We start from the raw sequence: 16,932 nt of genomic DNA on the forward strand, positions 1-16,932 counted from the left end.
CAAGAGATGCCGTCGCCGGCCGGCGACGGTTGGGGGAACGCTTTTCATGGTGGACGCAATGGCCTTGCCGCTGGGCACAGATGAGGGACTGGCGGCGCAGGATCGCCGTGGCTCCTTTGCCCTGCCGGGCCTGATGTTGGCAACCGGCGCGCTGATCTGTGCGACCGTCTCCCTGCTCGTGCTTCTCGGCCTGACGCCAATCAAGCTCGAACGAAATATCGTCATCGCCTGTGCGGCGATCAACAGCCTCTTCGTCGTCGGCCTCATCTATCTGATCGCCCGTGAAATCCTGCGTCTGCTGCGCGCCCGCCACAAAGGCCGTGCCGCAGCCCGACTGCACGTGCGCATCGTCGCGCTGTTTTCGATCGTGGCGATCACGCCGGCGGTTCTCGTCGCGATCTTTGCCAGCATCACGCTCGATGTCGGCCTTGACCGCTGGTTCTCGCTCCGAACCCAGGCGATCGTCCGCTCCTCGATCAACGTGGCGCAGGCCTACGTGCTCGAGAATGCCAGCTATCTCCAGGGCCAGACCGTCTCGATGGCGAACGACCTCGAGCGCAACCGTCAGCTCTACAGCCTCGACCGTACGGGCTTTGCCGAGCTGATGACCCGCCAGGCGCGCGGACGCGGCATGCTTGGCGCCTTTCTTGTGCGTGCCGACGGCAGCCCCATCGTGCAGGCCAACATCTCGACCGATCGGCCGCTGCCGGCGATCCCGCCGGATGCGTTGAAGAGTTCCGTCTCCGGCCAGCCGACCCTGATCCCGCCAGGGATCACCAACCTTGTCGGCGCAGTCATCCCGCTTGACGACATCCCGGGCACCTTCCTCTACACGGTTCGCAACGTCGATCCGGAGGTGATGCGCTCGCTCCGGCTGATGGAGGAGAACACCGCCGAGTACAAGATGCTCGAGGCCGGGCGAACCTTCACCCAGATCGCCTTCGGCGTCCTCTATCTCGGCTTTGCCCTCATCGTACTGCTGGCCGCGATCTGGACCGCGATCGCCGTCGCTGACCGGATTGTCCGGCCCATCCGCCAGCTGATCGGTGCCGCCGACAGCGTCGCTTCCGGTAATCTCGATGTCGTCGTGCCGGTGCGCGCCGTCGATGGCGACGTCGGTAATCTGTCACGAACCTTCAACAAGATGGTTTCTGAGATCCGCAGCCAGCAGGAGCAGATCCTGGAGGCCAAGGACGAAGTCGACCACCGCCGCCGCTTCATCGAGGCGGTTCTGTCGGGCGTGACCGCGGCTGTCATCGGTGTCGGTCGTGACCGCCAGATCACCATTGCCAATCCGTCGTCCGAAGATTTCCTGAAGAAGGCCGCGCCGGATCTTCTCGGTGCCGATCTCAGGCAGATCGCGCCCGAGATCGAGGAGGTCCTGGTCGAGGCCGAAGGGCGCCATCGCAACGATTACCGCAAGCAGATCAACGTTATGCGCGGCGGAACCGAGCGCACGCTGAACGTTCAGGTGACGCGCGAAGAGGGCGGCGAGGCGAACGAATCCTACGTCATCACCATCGACGACATCACCGATCTCGTCATCGCCCAGCGCTCGACCGCCTGGGCGGACGTGGCGCGCCGCATCGCCCACGAGATCAAGAACCCGCTGACGCCGATCCAGCTTTCCGCCGAGCGCCTGAAGCGGCGCTACGGCAAACAGATCAATCAGGACGACAAAGCCGTTTTCGACCAGTGCACGGACACCATTGTGCGCCAGGTGGAAGACATCGGACGCATGGTGGACGAGTTCTCGGCCTTCGCGCGCATGCCGAAGCCGACAAAGGAACGGGCGGATCTTCGCGCGATCCTGAAGGATGCAGTGTTCCTGCGCGAAATGGGCAACAACCACATCAACTTCGTGCGCGATCTCGGCGAGGAGCCGCTTGAGGGCTCGTTCGACGGGCGCATGCTCGGTCAGGCCTTCGGCAACATCGTCAAGAATGCCGTGGAATCCATCGAGGCGGTGCCGGCAGATGCGGTCCGCGGCCAGCCTGTCGTCGTGGCGCGTGCGCGAACCGATGCGGCGACCGGCCAGTTTGTCGTCGACATCATCGACAACGGCAAGGGTCTGCCCACGGAAAACCGGCACCGTATTCTGGAGCCATACATGACGATGCGCGAGAAGGGCACGGGCCTGGGTCTCGCCATCGTCAAGAAGATCATTGAGGACCATGGCGGACAATTGGAATTGCACGACGCGCCTGCCGAATACGACGGCGGTGTCGGGGCGATGATCCGCGTGATCCTGCCGCCTGCCGGAGAAACCGGGGGCGAAGAGAGTTTGAAGGATAAGGGTGCGAGCGATGGCCGCTGATATTCTGGTTGTGGACGATGAGGAAGATATCCGCGAGATCGTGTCGGGTATCCTGTCCGACGAGGGGCACGAAACGCGCACCGCCTTCGACAGCGACAGCGCGCTGGCGGCGATCAGCGATCGCGTGCCGCGGCTGGTCTTCCTCGACATCTGGATGCAGGGAAGCCGCCTCGACGGCCTGGCGCTGCTCGACGAGATCAAGGGGCGGCACCCGGATCTTCCGGTTGTCATGATTTCCGGTCACGGCAACATCGAGACCGCGGTCAACGCCATCAAGCGCGGCGCCTATGATTTCATCGAGAAGCCCTTCAAGGCTGACCGTCTGATCCTGATCGCCGAACGGGCGCTGGAAAATTCCAAGCTCAGGCGCGAAGTCTCGGAGCTGAAGAAGAAGTCCGGCGATCCGGTCGAGCTGATCGGCACGTCCGTTGCCGTCTCGCAGCTTCGCCAGACGGTCGAAAAGGTCGCGCCGACCAACAGCCGCATCATGATCCAGGGGCCCTCTGGTTCCGGTAAGGAACTGGTCGCGCGTATGATCCACCGCAAGTCGACGCGATCGACGGGCCCCTTCGTGGCGCTGAACGCAGCGGCGATCACGCCGGACCGAATGGAAATCGCGCTCTTCGGGACCGAGGGCACGCCGGGCCAGCCGCGCCGCACGGGCGCGCTCGAGGAAGCCCATGGCGGCATCCTTTATCTCGACGAGATCGGCGAAATGCCGCGCGAGACGCAGAACAAGATCCTGCGCGTGCTCGTCGACCAGCAGTTCGAGCGTGTCGGCGGCACCAAACGCGTGAAGGTCGACGTCCGGATCATCTCGTCGACGGCCTACAATCTCGAAAACATGATCTCCGAGGGCCTGTTCCGCGAAGACCTGTTCCACCGGCTGGCGGTCATTCCGGTTCGTGTTCCGGCACTCGCCGAGCGGCGCGAAGACATTCCGTTCCTCGTCGACATGTTCATGCGCCAGGTCAGCGAGCAGGCGGGCATCCGTCCGCGCAAGATCGGCGACGACGCGCTGGCGGTGCTGCAGGCGCATGACTGGCCGGGCAACATCCGCCAGCTTCGCAACAACATCGAGCGGCTGATGATCCTTGCCCGCAGCGACGGTCCGGATACGCCGATCTCGGCCGACATGCTGCCGACCGAAGTGGGTGACACCCTGCCGAAGATTTCGGCCCAGGGCGACCAGCACATCATGACCTTGCCGTTGCGCGAGGCTCGCGAAATGTTCGAACGTGATTATCTGATCGCGCAGATCAACCGATTCGGCGGCAATATTTCGCGCACGGCGGAGTTTGTCGGTATGGAGCGGTCGGCGCTGCATCGGAAGCTGAAGTCGCTGGGCGTCTGAACCGGAATTTCCGGCCAACCCGCCCGCGCTCGCATGTGAAAGAACGACATGAAGGTAGTCATTTGTGGCGCGGGGCAGGTCGGTTACGGCATTGCCGAGCGACTGGCGCAGGAAGACAACGACGTTTCGGTGATCGATACGTCGGCGGCGCTGATCGCCAACATCACCGAGAGCCTCGACGTGCGCGGTTACGTCGGCCATGGCGCGCATCCGGATGTGCTCGCCAAGGCGGGTGCTGACCAGGCCGACATGCTGATTGCGGTCACGCTGTCCGACGAAGTCAACATCGTCGCCTGTGAAGTGGCGCACGCGATCTTCAACGTGCCGACGAAGGTTGCGCGCATTCGGGCGCAGAGCTATCTCGCGCCTGAGTATGCGAACCTGTTTTCGCGCGAGAACGTGCCGATCGACGTCACCATCTCGCCCGAAGTTGAGGTCGGGCGGCTCGTGCTGCGGCGCATTTCCTTTCCCGGCGCGATCGACGTTGTGCGTTTCGCCGATGACCGCATCGCCATGGTCGCCTTCGAGTGCCTGGAAGACTGTCCCGTCGTCGGCACGCCGCTGCAACAGTTGAGCGAACTGTTTCCTGACCTGCTTGCGACCGTCACCGGCATTTTCCGCAACGGCAAGGTGATCGTGCCCCATTCCGACGACCAGTTGCAGGCGGGCGATATCGCCTATGTCGTTTGCGATCGGGATCATGCGCGGCGCACGCTGACGCTCTTCGGCCACGAAGAGCAGGAGGCGCGGCGCATCATCATTTTCGGCGGCGGCAATGTCGGCTATTTCGTCGCCAAGACGATCGAGGAACACCAGCCGCGCACGCGGGTGAAGCTGATCGAGAGCGATCGCGACCGCGCGGTGATGATGGCCGACAAGCTGAGCAGCACGGTTGTCCTCAACGGGTCGGCCATGGACCAGCGGATCCTCGCGCAGGCCGATGTCCAGGACGCCGATCTCGTCGTGGCGCTCACGAACAACGACCAGATCAACATCCTCGGCAGCATGATGGCGAAACACCTGGGTGCAAAGTCCACACTCGTCCTCATCAACGAACCGTCCTACCAGGATTTTGCCGCGACTGCCGGCGTCGACGCCTATGTGAACCCGCGCGCGGTGACCATTTCGCGCGTGCTGCAGCATGTCCGCAAGGGCCGCATCCGCTCGGTCTATGCGGTGCAAAAGGGCATGGCCGAGGTGATCGAGGCCGAGGCTCTGGAAACGTCCCCGCTCGTCGGCAAGGCCCTGCGCGACCTCGAACTTCCCGACGGAATCCGCATCGGCGCGCTCTATCGCGACAAGACGTTCATCCGCCCCGATGGCGCCACCCGGATCAAGGCGAAGGACCGCGTCGTGCTCTTCGCCACCGCCGATGCGGTGCGCCATGTCGAGCAACTGTTCCGCGTCAGCATCCAGTATTTCTAAGGTCGAGACGATGTCCCGAATTGCCTATGTCAACGGCGCCTACGTGCCGCACGCGGACGCCGGCGTCCATATCGAGGACCGCGGTTATCAGTTCGCCGACGGGGTCTACGAGGTCTGCGAGGTCCGTCACGGCTATATCGTCGATCTCACCCGTCATCTCGATCGCCTCGGCCGCTCGCTCAGCGGACTGCGCATCGACTGGCCGATGACAAGGGCCGCGCTCGTCCACGTGATCCGCGAAGTCATCCGGCGCAACCGGGTGAGAAACGGCCTGTTCTACATGCAGGTCACGCGCGGCGTGGCGCGCCGCGATCACGTCTTTCCCGTAGCGGAAACACGCCCGTCGATCGTGGTGACGGCGAAGCGCACCGACGCTGCAGCCATTGCCAGGAAGGCGACCCATGGCATTGCGGCGATCACGGTGCCGGAAAACCGTTGGGATCGTGTCGATATCAAGTCGGTCGGGCTTCTGCCCAACGTGCTGGCGCGCCAGAAAGCCAAGGAGGAAGGCGCACAGGAGGCGATCTTCGTCGATGCTGACGGCACGGTGAAGGAAGGCGCAGCGACCAATGTCTGGATTGTCGACCGCGACGGAAACCTGCGCACACGACCGGCAGAACACGGCATCCTCAAGGGAATCACCCGCACCACCTTGATGGATGTGGCGGTGCCGCTTGGGCTTAAAATCGAGGAGAGGGCGTTCTCGGTCGATGAGATGCTCGCGGCGCGCGAAGTCTTTATTACGGCCGCCACCAGCATCTGTTTTCCGGTCGTTTCGATCGACGGCAAGCCGATCGGCAACGGCCATCCAGGAAGCATAGCACAGAATATTCGCGAAGCCTTTTTCGGCGTTGCGGAAAAGACATTGATTTGATACCAACTCTGAAGAGGTGTCGGGGAAGGTACTTGTGGCGCCTCTGATTGCTGAATTTGACAAAAATGCACCGGCGCAAAACGCCGGCAAATAAGAAAGAAGCGGCGCGATGGCGGAACGTTCTCAAAACTTGCAGGATCTCTTTCTCAATACGGTCCGCAAGCAAAAGATTTCCTTGACAATTTTTCTCATCAACGGCGTCAAGCTTACCGGCGTTGTGACCTCGTTCGACAACTTCTGCGTCCTGCTGCGTCGCGACGGCCACTCGCAACTGGTCTACAAGCACGCGATCTCGACCATCATGCCCGGCCAGCCGCTGCAGATGTTCGAGAACGAAGAAGCCGCATCCTGACGGGACGTTAGGCACATTACCAAACGTGATTCAAAATTGTCGTCGATCATTCCGGAGCTCGAGAAGCTCCGCGACGACATGCGCGCGGTCGTCATCGTTCCAGTCTTGAAAAAGACCGGACGGCAGTCCGCAGATATGCTCTCGACCACCACGACGCGCTCGGACGAAAGTCGCCTCGAAGAGGCGACCGGTCTCGCCATGGCGATCGATCTTGAGGTCGTGCATGGCGCCATCGTTCCGGTGGCGCAGCCGAAGCCGGGCACCTTGCTTGGTACCGGCAAGATCGAAGAGATTGGCCACATCCTCGTCGAGCTCGATGCCGGTCTTGTCATCGTCGACCATCCGCTGACGCCGGTGCAACAGCGCAATCTCGAGAAGGAATGGAACGCCAAGGTCATTGACCGTACGGGCCTCATTCTCGAAATCTTCGGCCGCCGCGCCTCCACCAAGGAAGGCACGCTGCAGGTCGATCTCGCGCATCTCAACTATCAGAAGGGCCGCCTGGTCCGAAGCTGGACCCACCTTGAGCGCCAGCGCGGCGGTGGCGGCTTCATGGGCGGTCCGGGTGAAACCCAGATCGAAGCGGACCGGCGCTTGCTGCAGGATCGCATCGTCAAGCTCGAGCGCGAGTTGGAGCAGGTGCGCCGCACACGGCAGTTGCATCGCTCTAAGCGCAAGAAGGTACCGCACCCGATCGTCGCCCTCGTCGGCTACACCAATGCCGGCAAGTCGACGCTGTTCAACCGCATGACCGGGGCAGGCGTTCTGGCCGAGGATATGCTGTTTGCGACGCTCGACCCGACGCTTCGGCGGCTGAAGCTGCCGCATGGCCGGATGGTCATCCTCTCCGACACTGTCGGCTTCATTTCCGACCTGCCGACCCATCTCGTAGCCGCGTTTCGCGCGACGCTGGAAGAGGTGCTGGAGGCGGATCTGATCCTGCATGTCCGCGACCTCTCGGACCCGGACAACCAGGCACAAGCAAGCGACGTTCTCAGAATCCTGTCCGATCTCGGCATCGACGAGAAGGAAGCCTCCGAGCGCCTGATCGAGGTCTGGAACAAGATCGACCGGTTGGATGACGAATCACGCGAGGCATTGCGCGGCAAAGCGGCGACGTCCAACAACACGGTTGCCGTTTCCGCGATCACCGGTGACGGCGTCGACGAACTGCTCGGCGAAATCGGCCGTCGTCTTTCCGGCGTCCTGACGGAATGCACTGTCGTTCTCGGCATCGATCAGCTGCAGCTTCTGCCCTGGGTCTACCAGCACGCGATCGTCGACGGTCGCGAAGACCTGGAAGACGGGCGTGTGAGCCTTGATCTCAGGTTGACCGAGAACGAGGCCTCCGAGCTGGAGCGTCGCCTTGGAAACGGGCCGAAGCCCGTCGAGGAAGACTGGTAAGCCGTAGCTTTCCAGGGGTCGGCGGCTAGCGGGCTGTCGGCCTCAGCTTTGGGAAAGGGGACGTATGGCGGGCACGCGTCCCGCTCGTTCTAGCCCAGCTGTCGCTCGATCGCCTTGGCTGCCTGCCAGAGCTCTTCCATCCGCTCCAGCGTTGCCTCATCCAGCGTCTCGCCGGCCGCGCCGAGTTCCCGCTCGATATGGGCGAAGCGGCGGCGGAATTTGGTGTTGGTGCCGCGAAGCGCCATCTCCGGATCGGTGCCGACATGGCGCCCGATGTTCACCACGGCAAAGATCAGGTCGCCCAGTTCGTCGCTGACTTTGGCGCGGTCCTTTTCTCGCAGAGCCTGGCGCAACTCGCCGATTTCCTCCTCGATCTTGTCGAGGATCGGTTCCGGCTCCGACCAGTCGAAGCCGACTTTTGCGGCGCGCTCCTGCAGCTTCAGGGCTTCTACGAGCGCCGGAAATGAGCGCTGCACCGAGCCCAAATGGTTTGCGGCTGCATCAGGCGCGAGGCCGCGCTTGGCGCGCTTTTCTTGCCGCTCGGCCTTTTCGGCCTGCTTGATCTCATCCCATTGCAGCTTCACCGCCTCGGGCGTATCGGCGTCGGAGCGGGCAAAGACATGCGGGTGCCGGCGGATCATCTTGCGGGTCACCGCCTCAACGACGTCGCCGAAAGCGAAGTCGCCGGCCTCTTCGGCCATACGGGCGTGGAAGACCACCTGCAGCAGCAGGTCGCCGAGCTCGTCGCAGAGGTCGTGCATGTCACCGCGCTCAATGGCGTCGGCAACCTCATAGGCCTCTTCGATCGTATAGGGCTTGATGGTCTCGAAGGTCTGGACGATGTCCCAGGGGCAGCCGGTCTCGGGCTGGCGGAGCGCCGCCATGATGTCGAGCAGGCGCGTTATGTCGCGTGAAGGTTCCATGGATCTCAGTTCAGCGGAATGGCGTTGTCGTCCTTACCCGACTGGTAGCTGTCGGAAAGGCTCTGGTAGCGGGCGCGGATGCGGGCATCCTGGGCGGAAAGCCGATCGCGGGTTTCGGCATCGGCGTCTTTCGAGAGTGCAGCAATCGAGGCCGAGTGCCAGAAGGCGTTGTCTTGCGCGTAGCCACCCGGTTCCAGCCGGAAGACCTCCTTCAGAATTTTGAGGTCGTGCGGGATCGCGAACGCGTCGCGCGAATCCTCGTGGCTGAAGAAATAGTAGAAATTGTCGAAGCCGGCCCAGGTGATGGCAGAAAGGCACATGGAGCAGGGCTCGTGCGTCGAGAGGAAGATGAGGTCGCGCGTGTCCGGTTTCTCCGCCATCTCGTAGAAACGCTTCAGCGTGTGCACTTCGCCGTGCCAGAGCGGATTTTCCGTCTCGTTGTTGGTTTCGGCAAGCACCAGCGACAGATCGGACTTGCGCAGGATCGCTGCGCCGAAGACCTTGTTGCCGGCGGCAACACCCTTTTCGGTAAGCGGCAGGATATCCTGCTCGATGACGGTCAAAAGCCGTTCGGCGAGTTCGGGTTTTGTCATGTCTTGGGCCTCCGGCAGGTCGTTGACGGCATTTAACGGAGGTTACCCATGCGGCGCAATGGCCGCGCCAAGGTCGGCGATTGAACAGGCTCGGAGATATTTGCTCAAAATGGTGCACCGCCGAGCAAAACAATACGTGCCTGGAAAGGCATTGAAATTTCTGTTCCTTCAATTGTCGTGCGCCATAAGGGATATTCGCCGCAGCCTGTAGAAGGAACGACCGCCAGACCATGTCGCAGCAGCTCGCCGTTTTCCCCGCATTCTTTCGCGTCGCGCAAAAGCGCGTGGCGGTTTTCGGCAATGGCGACGAAGCCTTTGCCAAGGTGCGGCTGCTGCTGAACACCGAAGCGTCGATCGTCGTCTTCGCCGACGCGCCGGAAGCGGAGTTCGCACAATACCTTCGTGACCGTGGGATCGAACATGTCGCGGCCGCCTTCGCACCCGAGCAGCTCGACGGCGCTATTCTCGTTTTTGCCGCCACCGGCAATGCCGTCGAGGATCAGCGCATCGTCCTTGCAGCGCGTGAACGCAAGATCCCGGCAAATGCCGTCGACCAGCCCGACTTCTGCGACTTCTTCACGCCGGCGCTCGTGAACCGTGCCCCCGTTGCAGTCGCCATCGGGACCGAAGGGGCAGGACCCGTTCTGGCGCAGATGATCCGTGCGCAGATAGATCAGCTGCTGTCCCCCTCGCTCGGCGTCGTTGCTTCGCTTGCCGCGAGCTATCGCGAGGCCGTCGATCGCCTGGTGCCGCGCGGCGTTGCCCGCCGCATGTTCTGGCGCCGGTTTTTCCAGGGGCCGGTGGCAGACAAGGTCGCCGGCGGCGATCTGGCTGCTGCCCGCCGTGAGGCTTCGCGTCTGCTCGATGCGCCCGAGAAGGCGAGGGGCCATGTCTGGCTCGTCGGTGCCGGTCCAGGCGCTGAAGACCTGCTGACGCTCCGCGCCCAGCGCGTGATGATGGAAGCCGATGCGATCGTTTATGATGCGCTGGTGCCGCAGACGATCGTTGATATGGGTCGTCGTGACGCCGAGCGCCTGTCGGTCGGCAAGCGCAAGGGCTGCCACACCAAGTCCCAAGACGAGATCAACCAGCTGCTGGTGACGCTGGCTGCCGAAGGCAAGCGCGTCGTCCGTCTGAAGTCCGGAGATCCTTTGGTTTATGGCCGCGCCGGCGAAGAGATGGCGGCGATGCGCGAAGCCGGTATCAGCTATGAGATCGTCCCGGGTATCACTTCGGCCTTCGCCGCGGCGGCCGATTTTGAACTGCCGCTGACGCTTCGCGGTGTTGCCTCCTCGCTGGTCTTCACGACCGGCCACGATCTGACCGGCGAAGTCCTGCCCGATTGGGCGCGGCTTGCCGTCTCGGGCGCAACGATCGCCGTCTACATGGGGCGCACTGTTGCGGCGTCGGTCGCCGGTCGTCTGATGCAGGCAGGTCTTCCGCCGGAAACGACGGTTGCCGTCATCGAGAATGCCAGCCGCGCCGATCGCCGCCTGCTGCACGGCACGCTGAAGGACCTTCCGGATCTCGAAAACCGCAGCGAGCTTGCAGGTCCGGTCATGGTCATCATCGGCGATGCCGTCGCCGGCGCCAATTTCGAGCGGTCCGAACCGCTTGTCGCAGGCAAGGCACGTGGCGAGAAGAAAAACATTGAAGCCGCTTTCGGGCGCGACGAACAGATTTTGAACTGAGGAAGAGGTCATGGTGAGTAAGGTTTTGACGGCAAATCGACTTTCGGACGGCATTTCCGTCTGGCTGGATGCCGCGGGCAACTGGGTCGAGCAGCTTCAGGATGCCTTCATCGCTCGCCATGCCGAGGCCGTGACGGCGCTCGAAGCCACCGGTAAGCAGGCGTTCGATGACAACAAGGTCGTCGATGCCAACGTCGTCGACGTCGAAGAGATCAACGGCACACTTCGCCCGCTGCGCATGCGCGAGCGCATCCGCGCTGAAGGCCCCTCGATCCCCTACGCTGCCGGCTACAATGGCCTTTCCGGCCCGAAACACGCTGCCTGAGGAACCGATACCCGATGTACCGTTACGATGAATTCGACCACGCCTTCGTTTCCTCCCGCGTCGAACAGTTCCGCGATCAGGTCGAGCGGCGACTGAGTGGCGAGCTTGCCGAAGACGCCTTCAAGCCGCTGCGCCTGATGAACGGCGTCTACCTGCAGCTTCACGCCTATATGCTGCGCGTCGCCATTCCCTATGGCACGCTGTCGAGCCGCCAGATGCGCATGCTCGCCCATATCGCGCGCAAATATGACCGCGGCTACGGCCACTTCACCACGCGCCAGAACATCCAGTACAACTGGCCGCGTCTGTCCGACACGCCGGATATCTTGCAAGAGCTCGCAAGCGTCGAGATGCATGCGCTCCAGACCTCGGGCAACTGCATTCGCAATGTGACCGCCGATCACTTTGCCGGCGCGGCCGCCGATGAGGTCGCAGACCCAAGGCCTTACGCCGAGATCTTGAGACAGTGGTCGAGCGTACATCCGGAATTCTCGTTCCTGCCGCGCAAGTTCAAGATCGCCGTCACTGGCGCTGAGCGCGACCGCGCCGCAATCCAGGTCCATGATATCGGTCTGCACCTGAAGAAGGACGAAAACGGCCGCATCGGCTTTGCCGTCTATGTCGGCGGTGGTCAGGGCCGCACGCCGATGATCGCCAAGAAGATCCGCGACTTCCTGCCGGAGGAGGACCTGTTGTCCTACACGACGGCGATCATGCGCGTGTACAACCTGCACGGCCGCCGCGACAACAAGTACAAGGCCCGCATCAAGATCCTCGTACACGAGACCGGCGCCGAAGAATTGTCGCGTCAGGTCGAAGTCGAGTTCGCGGCCCTCAAGGACACCGAGCTGAAGCTGCCGGAGACCGACATCCAGGCGATCTCCACCTATTTCGCACCACCGGCCCTCGAAAACCGTGCTGAAGGCTGGGAGAGCCTCGCGCGCTGGAAGAAGACCGATCCCGAGTTTGCCCGTTGGGTGCAGCAGAATGTGCAGCCGCACAAGCACCCGGACTACGGCATGGTGACGATCTCGCTGAAGCCGATCGGCGGCATTCCGGGCGACGCCAGCGACGCGCAGATGGATGCCGTTGCCGATATCGCCGAGGAATACGCCTTCGACGAAATCCGAGTCAGCCACGAACAGAACCTGATCCTGCCGCATGTGGCGCTGGCCGATCTCGAGCCGGTCTACCGCGCGCTGGTCGCCTCAGGTCTTGCCACTGCCAATGCCGGCCTGATCACGGATATCATCGCCTGTCCTGGGCTGGACTACTGCGCGCTTGCCAATGCGCGCTCCATCCCCGTGGCGCAGGAAATTTCGACCCGCTTCGGTTCGCCCGAGCGTCAGGCCGAGATCGGTGAGTTGAAGATCAAGATCTCCGGCTGCATCAATGCCTGCGGTCATCACCATGTCGGCCATATCGGGCTGCTTGGCGTTGAAAAGAAGGGTGCGGAACTCTATCAGATTACGCTTGGTGGCTCCGGCGACGAAAACACCTCGATTGGCGAGATCATCGGCCGCGGCTTCGAACCGGAGAAGGTGACCGACGCCGTCGAGACCATCGTCGACACCTACTTGGGACTGCGCCGCGACGGTCAAGAGACCTTCCTCGAAGCCTATCGCCGCGTCGGCCCACAACCCTTCAAGGATGCGCTCTACGGCAGCGCGCAGGAAGCTGCCTGAGGCGCTGAGGAACGGAAATGACGAAAATCTGGAAGGAAACCGGTTTCGTGGGCGATGATCCCTGGGTCATCGAGACGGAGGAAACCAAGGCAGGCTCGAACGAGAAGGCGATCGTCGGTCTCGACGCATTCCTGGCCAAGGTTGCAGACAGCGACGAAACCGGTCTTGGCGTGGTCATCGCGCCGGCAGACGACGTGACGAAGCTCGCACCGCACCTTGATCGCCTTGCGCTGGTCGCCGTCGCGTTCCCGGCGTTCAATGACGGCCGCGCCTTCAGCCATGCGTCGCTGCTGCGCGCGCGCCTTGGCTTTACCGGCGAGGTGAGGGCGGTCGGCGACGTGCTGATCGACCAGATCCCGCTGATGCTGCGCTGTGGCGTCGAAAGCTTCGCTGTCAGCAATGCGACGGCGCTGAAGCGTTTGTCCGAAGGACGCCTGCCGGGCATTGCTGTGCACTACCAGCCGACCGCCAAGCCCTCGACCGATGCTAAATCCTATAGCTGGCGCCGGGTGTCATAGGGTAGGGTTGGCCGCGACAGTGTGAAGCACGCCGAAATCCCCAAAAGCGACTATATTTGGAAGAGATTTCCTTTCAACAAGGCGCAGCTTGGAATATCGGCTTATTGTTGATAGACAGGGTCATCATTTACAGGACTTGTAGCTAAGATGAATGCTCCGGCAAAAACGGAAGATTTCGCGATCCAGGCACCGGCAGGCGTCTACGTCGAGACGGTGACCAGCGTTGAACACTATACGGATCGGCTCTTCCGCTTCCGCATGACCCGCCCTGCCGAATTCCGCTTCCGCTCGGGCGAATTCGCGATGATCGGCCTAATGGTCGGCGACAAGCCGGTCTATCGCGCCTATTCGATCGCTAGCCCCGCCTGGGACGAAGAACTCGAGTTCTTCTCGATCAAGGTGCCGGATGGCCCGCTGACCTCGCACCTGCAGGGGATCAAGCCGGGCGACAAGGTGCTGATGCGCAAGAAGCCGACCGGTACGCTGGTGCTCGACGCGCTCGTTCCCGGGCGCCGTCTCTACATGTTCTCGACCGGCACCGGCATTGCGCCCTTTGCAAGCCTGATCCGCGATCCCGAGACCTATGAAAAATTCGAGGAAGTGATCCTCACCCATACCTGCCGCGATGTTGCCGAACTGAAATACGGCTTCGATCTGGTCGAGGAAATCCGGAACCATGAGTTCCTGAACGAGATTGTCGGCGACAAGCTGCGCCACTACGCGACGGTGACCCGCGAAGACTTCCCGTTCAAGGGCCGCATTACCGACCTGATGGTAAACGGCAAGTTCTTCTCCGATCTCGGTCTGCCGCCGCTCGATCCGGCTGTCGATCGCGGCATGATCTGCGGCTCGACCGCGATGCTGAAGGACACCAAGGAAATCCTCGAGGCCGCTGGTCTCACCGAAGGTGCCAACAACAAGCCGGCCGAATTCGTGATCGAACGCGCCTTCGTCGGCTGACCCTTTTTTGTGCAGTTTATCGTTAGAGGGGCGCGCCAAGGGTGCGCCCCGCGTCGTTTAAGGCGAAATGCCATCGAGCTATGCGTCGGCGGTAGTTCCGCCTTGCCCATTCTGCGTACCGCCCTGCGGTCCGAGCGGCTATCGTGCTCCTGCAAATCTTCATAGCGTGCGCACGCAGACATGCGAAAATAAGCGCACGACGAACCAAGCCCGCGCCGTCCTGATATGAGCCTCGTGGGCCATTTCTGGGAGTGCCCGATGAGTCATGTTCCGCCAACCGACCTGGAAGCCAGGATCCGCTGCAAATCGCTGCGTGATCGCATCGCTACGCCGGAAGAGGCGGCCGCGCTGATCAAGGACGGCATGACCATCGGCATGAGCGGCTTCACCAAGGCCGGTGACGCGAAGGCCGTGCCGCTTGCCATGGCCGAACGGGCCGCACGGGAGAAGTTTCGCATCACGCTGATGACGGGCGCCTCGCTCGGTCATGACATCGACAAGACGCTGACAGAGGCGGGTGTTCTTGCCCGGCGCCTGCCGTTCCAGTCGGACCCGGTTCTGCGAGCGGCGATCAACCGCGGCGAGGTGATGTTCATCGATCAGCATCTCTCGGAAACCGTCGAGCAGTTGCGGTCCGGCCAGATCAGCCCGATCGACTATGCAGTGGTCGAGGCGGTGGCGATCACCGAAGACGGCGGCATCGTTCCGTCGACATCGGTCGGCAATTCGGCAAGCTTCGCGATCCTGGCGAAGAAGGTGATCGTCGAGCTCAATCTCAGCCACAGTCCCGAACTCGAAGGCCTGCACGATATCTTCATTCCGGCGAAGCGACCGAGCCGCACGCCGATCCCGGTCGTTGCCTGCGATAGCCGTGCGGGCTCGCCCTACATTCCTGTCGATCCGGAAAAGATCGTCGCAATCGTCGTCACCGAGAAAGAGGACAGCGCCGCACGGATCTCTCCGCCGGATGCGGAGACGACGGCGATCGCCGGCCATCTGATCGCCTTCTTGCAGGAGGAGGTGCGCAAGGGCCGCCTCGACATGACGCTCAACCCGCTGCAGGCGGGCATCGGCGTCATCGCCAATTCGGTGCTGAGCGGCCTGGTCGACAGTCCGTTCCATGATCTGCGTATGTATAGCGAGGTGCTGCAAGACAGCACGTTCGAGCTTTTCGAGGCCGGCAAGCTGAGCTTCGCCTCGGCCTCGTCGATGACGCTTTCCAGCGCCTGGGCTGATCGCGTGTTCCGCAACATCCGCGCCTACAAGGACAAGCTGGTGCTGCGGCCGCAGGAGGTGAGCAATCATCCGGAGATCATTCGGCGCCTCGGTGTCATCGGCATCAACACGGCGCTCGAATTCGATATCTACGGCAACGTCAACTCGACCCATGTCGGCGGTACCGACATGATGAACGGTATCGGCGGCTCCGGCGATTTCGCCCGCAACGCCTTCCTGTCGATCTTCGTCGCCAAGTCGGTTGCCAAGGGCGGGGCGATATCGTCTGTCGTGCCGATGGTGTCCCATGTCGACCACACGGAGCACGACGTCGATATTCTGGTGACCGAGCATGGTCTTGCAGATCTGCGCGGCCTGGCGCCGCGGGAGCGCGCACCCGTCATCATCGAAAACTGCTGCCACCCGGCCTATCGGGAGCTTTTGTCGGATTACTTCAATCGTGCGGTCGCCACCCGTGGCGGACAGACCCCGCATATTCTGGAAGAGGCTTTCGACTGGCATGTGCGCCGGCTGAAGACCGGCAGCATGATGCCGACGGCCTGAAGTGTGTTGAAGAAACAACCGTGAAAGCAATCGCTTGCCGTTGTTTCTTCTCGTGCAGGCAAGGTTTCTTCAGGCGTCTGATAGATAGCTCATCAGGTCCGCCATCGCGGCCGACGCGCCTTCAGCGTCGGCCCGCTCGATCGCATCGATCACCGTGACATGGCGGCGGACCGATCCGGCCATCTTTTCAGGCGAGGACGAAGCAAACCAGATGCGGCGCGCATGTGTCTGCAGCGGGGCAAGTGCTGCGGTCAGGAACCGGTTGGGGCAGGCTTCTTCCATCAGTTCGTCGAACACCTTGTCGGCGACGAGAAAGCCCTCCATTTCGCCCGCATCAAGACAGGTGGCCATCTCCGCACCGCAAGCTTTCATCGCGCTTCGCTCCTCGGCGCTTGCGTGCGTTGCGACGAGGGCGGCGGCAAGCGGCTCCAGTTTCTGGCGCGTCTGCATGACATGCACCTGGTCGTCCGGCCGGATCGTGGTGATTTGCAAGCCGACACGGGGACGGATATCCATGAGACCCTGCCAGGCCAGCTTCTGGATCGCCTCGCGAACCGGTGTTCGCCCAAGCCCGGCAAGTTCGATCAACTGCCTCTCGGTGACCAGGGCGCCGGGCTCGAGCTTCAGAGTGACGATCAGGCGTTCGAGCGCGAGATAGGCGAGGTGAGCCTGAGATTGCGGTGACATGCCGTTCCTTTGGTTCTGATATATCAGTAGCTTGCACGATTTCAT

15 protein-coding genes are annotated in these 16,932 nt (G+C 62.3%); 12 read left to right on the plus strand and 3 right to left on the minus strand.

Annotated elements, in window-relative coordinates; all coding sequences use genetic code 11:
- Positions 1 to 46: 46 nt before the first annotated feature.
- The 6 genes from ASD63_RS26860 (at position 47) to hflX (ending at position 7,726) form a co-directional block, all read left to right on the plus strand.
- Positions 47 to 2,317, plus strand: a complete 2,271-nt coding sequence (locus ASD63_RS26860) for a PAS domain-containing sensor histidine kinase (RefSeq protein ID WP_034795774.1) — start codon at positions 47 to 49, stop codon at positions 2,315 to 2,317.
- Positions 2,307 to 3,671, plus strand: a complete 1,365-nt coding sequence (gene ntrX, locus ASD63_RS26865) for a two-component system response regulator NtrX (RefSeq protein WP_034795770.1) — start codon at positions 2,307 to 2,309, stop codon at positions 3,669 to 3,671. Before ASD63_RS26860 ends, ntrX begins: the two co-directional genes overlap by 11 nt.
- A 48-nt stretch (positions 3,672 to 3,719) precedes the next feature.
- Entirely contained in the window at positions 3,720 to 5,096 is a 1,377-nt protein-coding gene (gene trkA / locus ASD63_RS26870; protein WP_034795767.1) for a Trk system potassium transporter TrkA, read from the plus strand.
- Between the two features lie 10 nt (positions 5,097 to 5,106).
- Positions 5,107 to 5,970: a D-amino-acid transaminase gene (locus ASD63_RS26875; protein WP_034795762.1), complete on the plus strand. Its 864-nt coding sequence runs from the start codon at positions 5,107 to 5,109 to the stop codon at positions 5,968 to 5,970.
- Positions 5,971 to 6,079: 109 nt separating this feature from the next.
- Positions 6,080 to 6,322, plus strand: coding sequence for an RNA chaperone Hfq (gene hfq, locus ASD63_RS26880; RefSeq protein ID WP_003535434.1), 243 nt, complete (start codon positions 6,080 to 6,082; stop codon positions 6,320 to 6,322).
- 78 nt (positions 6,323 to 6,400) lie between these two features.
- Entirely contained in the window at positions 6,401 to 7,726 is a 1,326-nt protein-coding gene (gene hflX, locus ASD63_RS26885) for a GTPase HflX (RefSeq protein ID WP_034796024.1), read from the plus strand.
- Positions 7,727 to 7,815: 89 nt separating this feature from the next.
- On the opposite strand, the gene mazG is transcribed toward hflX, so the two are convergent.
- Complete coding sequence (gene mazG / locus ASD63_RS26890; protein ID WP_034795753.1) at positions 7,816 to 8,649, minus strand: nucleoside triphosphate pyrophosphohydrolase; 834 nt, start codon at positions 8,647 to 8,649, stop codon at positions 7,816 to 7,818.
- Positions 8,650 to 8,654: 5 nt separating this feature from the next.
- A complete protein-coding gene (locus tag ASD63_RS26895) occupies positions 8,655 to 9,242 on the minus strand; it encodes a nucleoside deaminase (protein WP_034795738.1) in 588 nt (195 codons plus the stop codon).
- A gap of 230 nt (positions 9,243 to 9,472) precedes the next feature.
- On the opposite strand from ASD63_RS26895, the gene cysG reads away from it, so the two are divergent.
- The 6 genes from cysG to ASD63_RS26925 all read left to right on the plus strand — a co-directional run bounded on the left by cysG (position 9,473) and on the right by ASD63_RS26925 (position 16,200).
- Positions 9,473 to 10,933: a siroheme synthase CysG gene (cysG, locus tag ASD63_RS26900; protein ID WP_034795735.1), complete on the plus strand. Its 1,461-nt coding sequence runs from the start codon at positions 9,473 to 9,475 to the stop codon at positions 10,931 to 10,933.
- 10 nt (positions 10,934 to 10,943) lie between these two features.
- Positions 10,944 to 11,258 carry a DUF2849 domain-containing protein gene (locus ASD63_RS26905; RefSeq protein WP_034795732.1) on the plus strand — a complete coding sequence of 105 codons (315 nt, stop codon included), beginning with the start codon at positions 10,944 to 10,946 and terminating at the stop codon, positions 11,256 to 11,258.
- Positions 11,259 to 11,272: 14 nt separating this feature from the next.
- Positions 11,273 to 12,943 (plus strand): nitrite/sulfite reductase, encoded by a 1,671-nt coding sequence (locus ASD63_RS26910; protein WP_034795728.1) that lies wholly within the window; start codon positions 11,273 to 11,275, stop codon positions 12,941 to 12,943.
- 17 nt (positions 12,944 to 12,960) lie between these two features.
- Complete coding sequence (locus ASD63_RS26915; protein WP_034795725.1) at positions 12,961 to 13,461, plus strand: DUF934 domain-containing protein; 501 nt, start codon at positions 12,961 to 12,963, stop codon at positions 13,459 to 13,461.
- Positions 13,462 to 13,608: 147 nt separating this feature from the next.
- On the plus strand, positions 13,609 to 14,421 hold the full coding sequence (locus ASD63_RS26920; protein WP_034795721.1) for a ferredoxin--NADP reductase: 813 nt from the start codon (positions 13,609 to 13,611) through the stop codon (positions 14,419 to 14,421).
- Positions 14,422 to 14,679: 258 nt separating this feature from the next.
- Positions 14,680 to 16,200 (plus strand): acetyl-CoA hydrolase/transferase family protein, encoded by a 1,521-nt coding sequence (locus tag ASD63_RS26925; protein WP_034795713.1) that lies wholly within the window; start codon positions 14,680 to 14,682, stop codon positions 16,198 to 16,200.
- 69 nt (positions 16,201 to 16,269) lie between these two features.
- On the opposite strand, the gene ASD63_RS26930 is transcribed toward ASD63_RS26925, so the two are convergent.
- Entirely contained in the window at positions 16,270 to 16,887 is a 618-nt protein-coding gene (locus ASD63_RS26930) for a GntR family transcriptional regulator (RefSeq protein WP_034795711.1), read from the minus strand.
- Positions 16,888 to 16,932 lie beyond the last annotated feature (45 nt).

This window comes from Ensifer sp. Root558 (genome assembly GCF_001427045.1).
In the GTDB taxonomy this organism is placed as follows: domain Bacteria; phylum Pseudomonadota; class Alphaproteobacteria; order Rhizobiales; family Rhizobiaceae; genus Ensifer; species Ensifer adhaerens.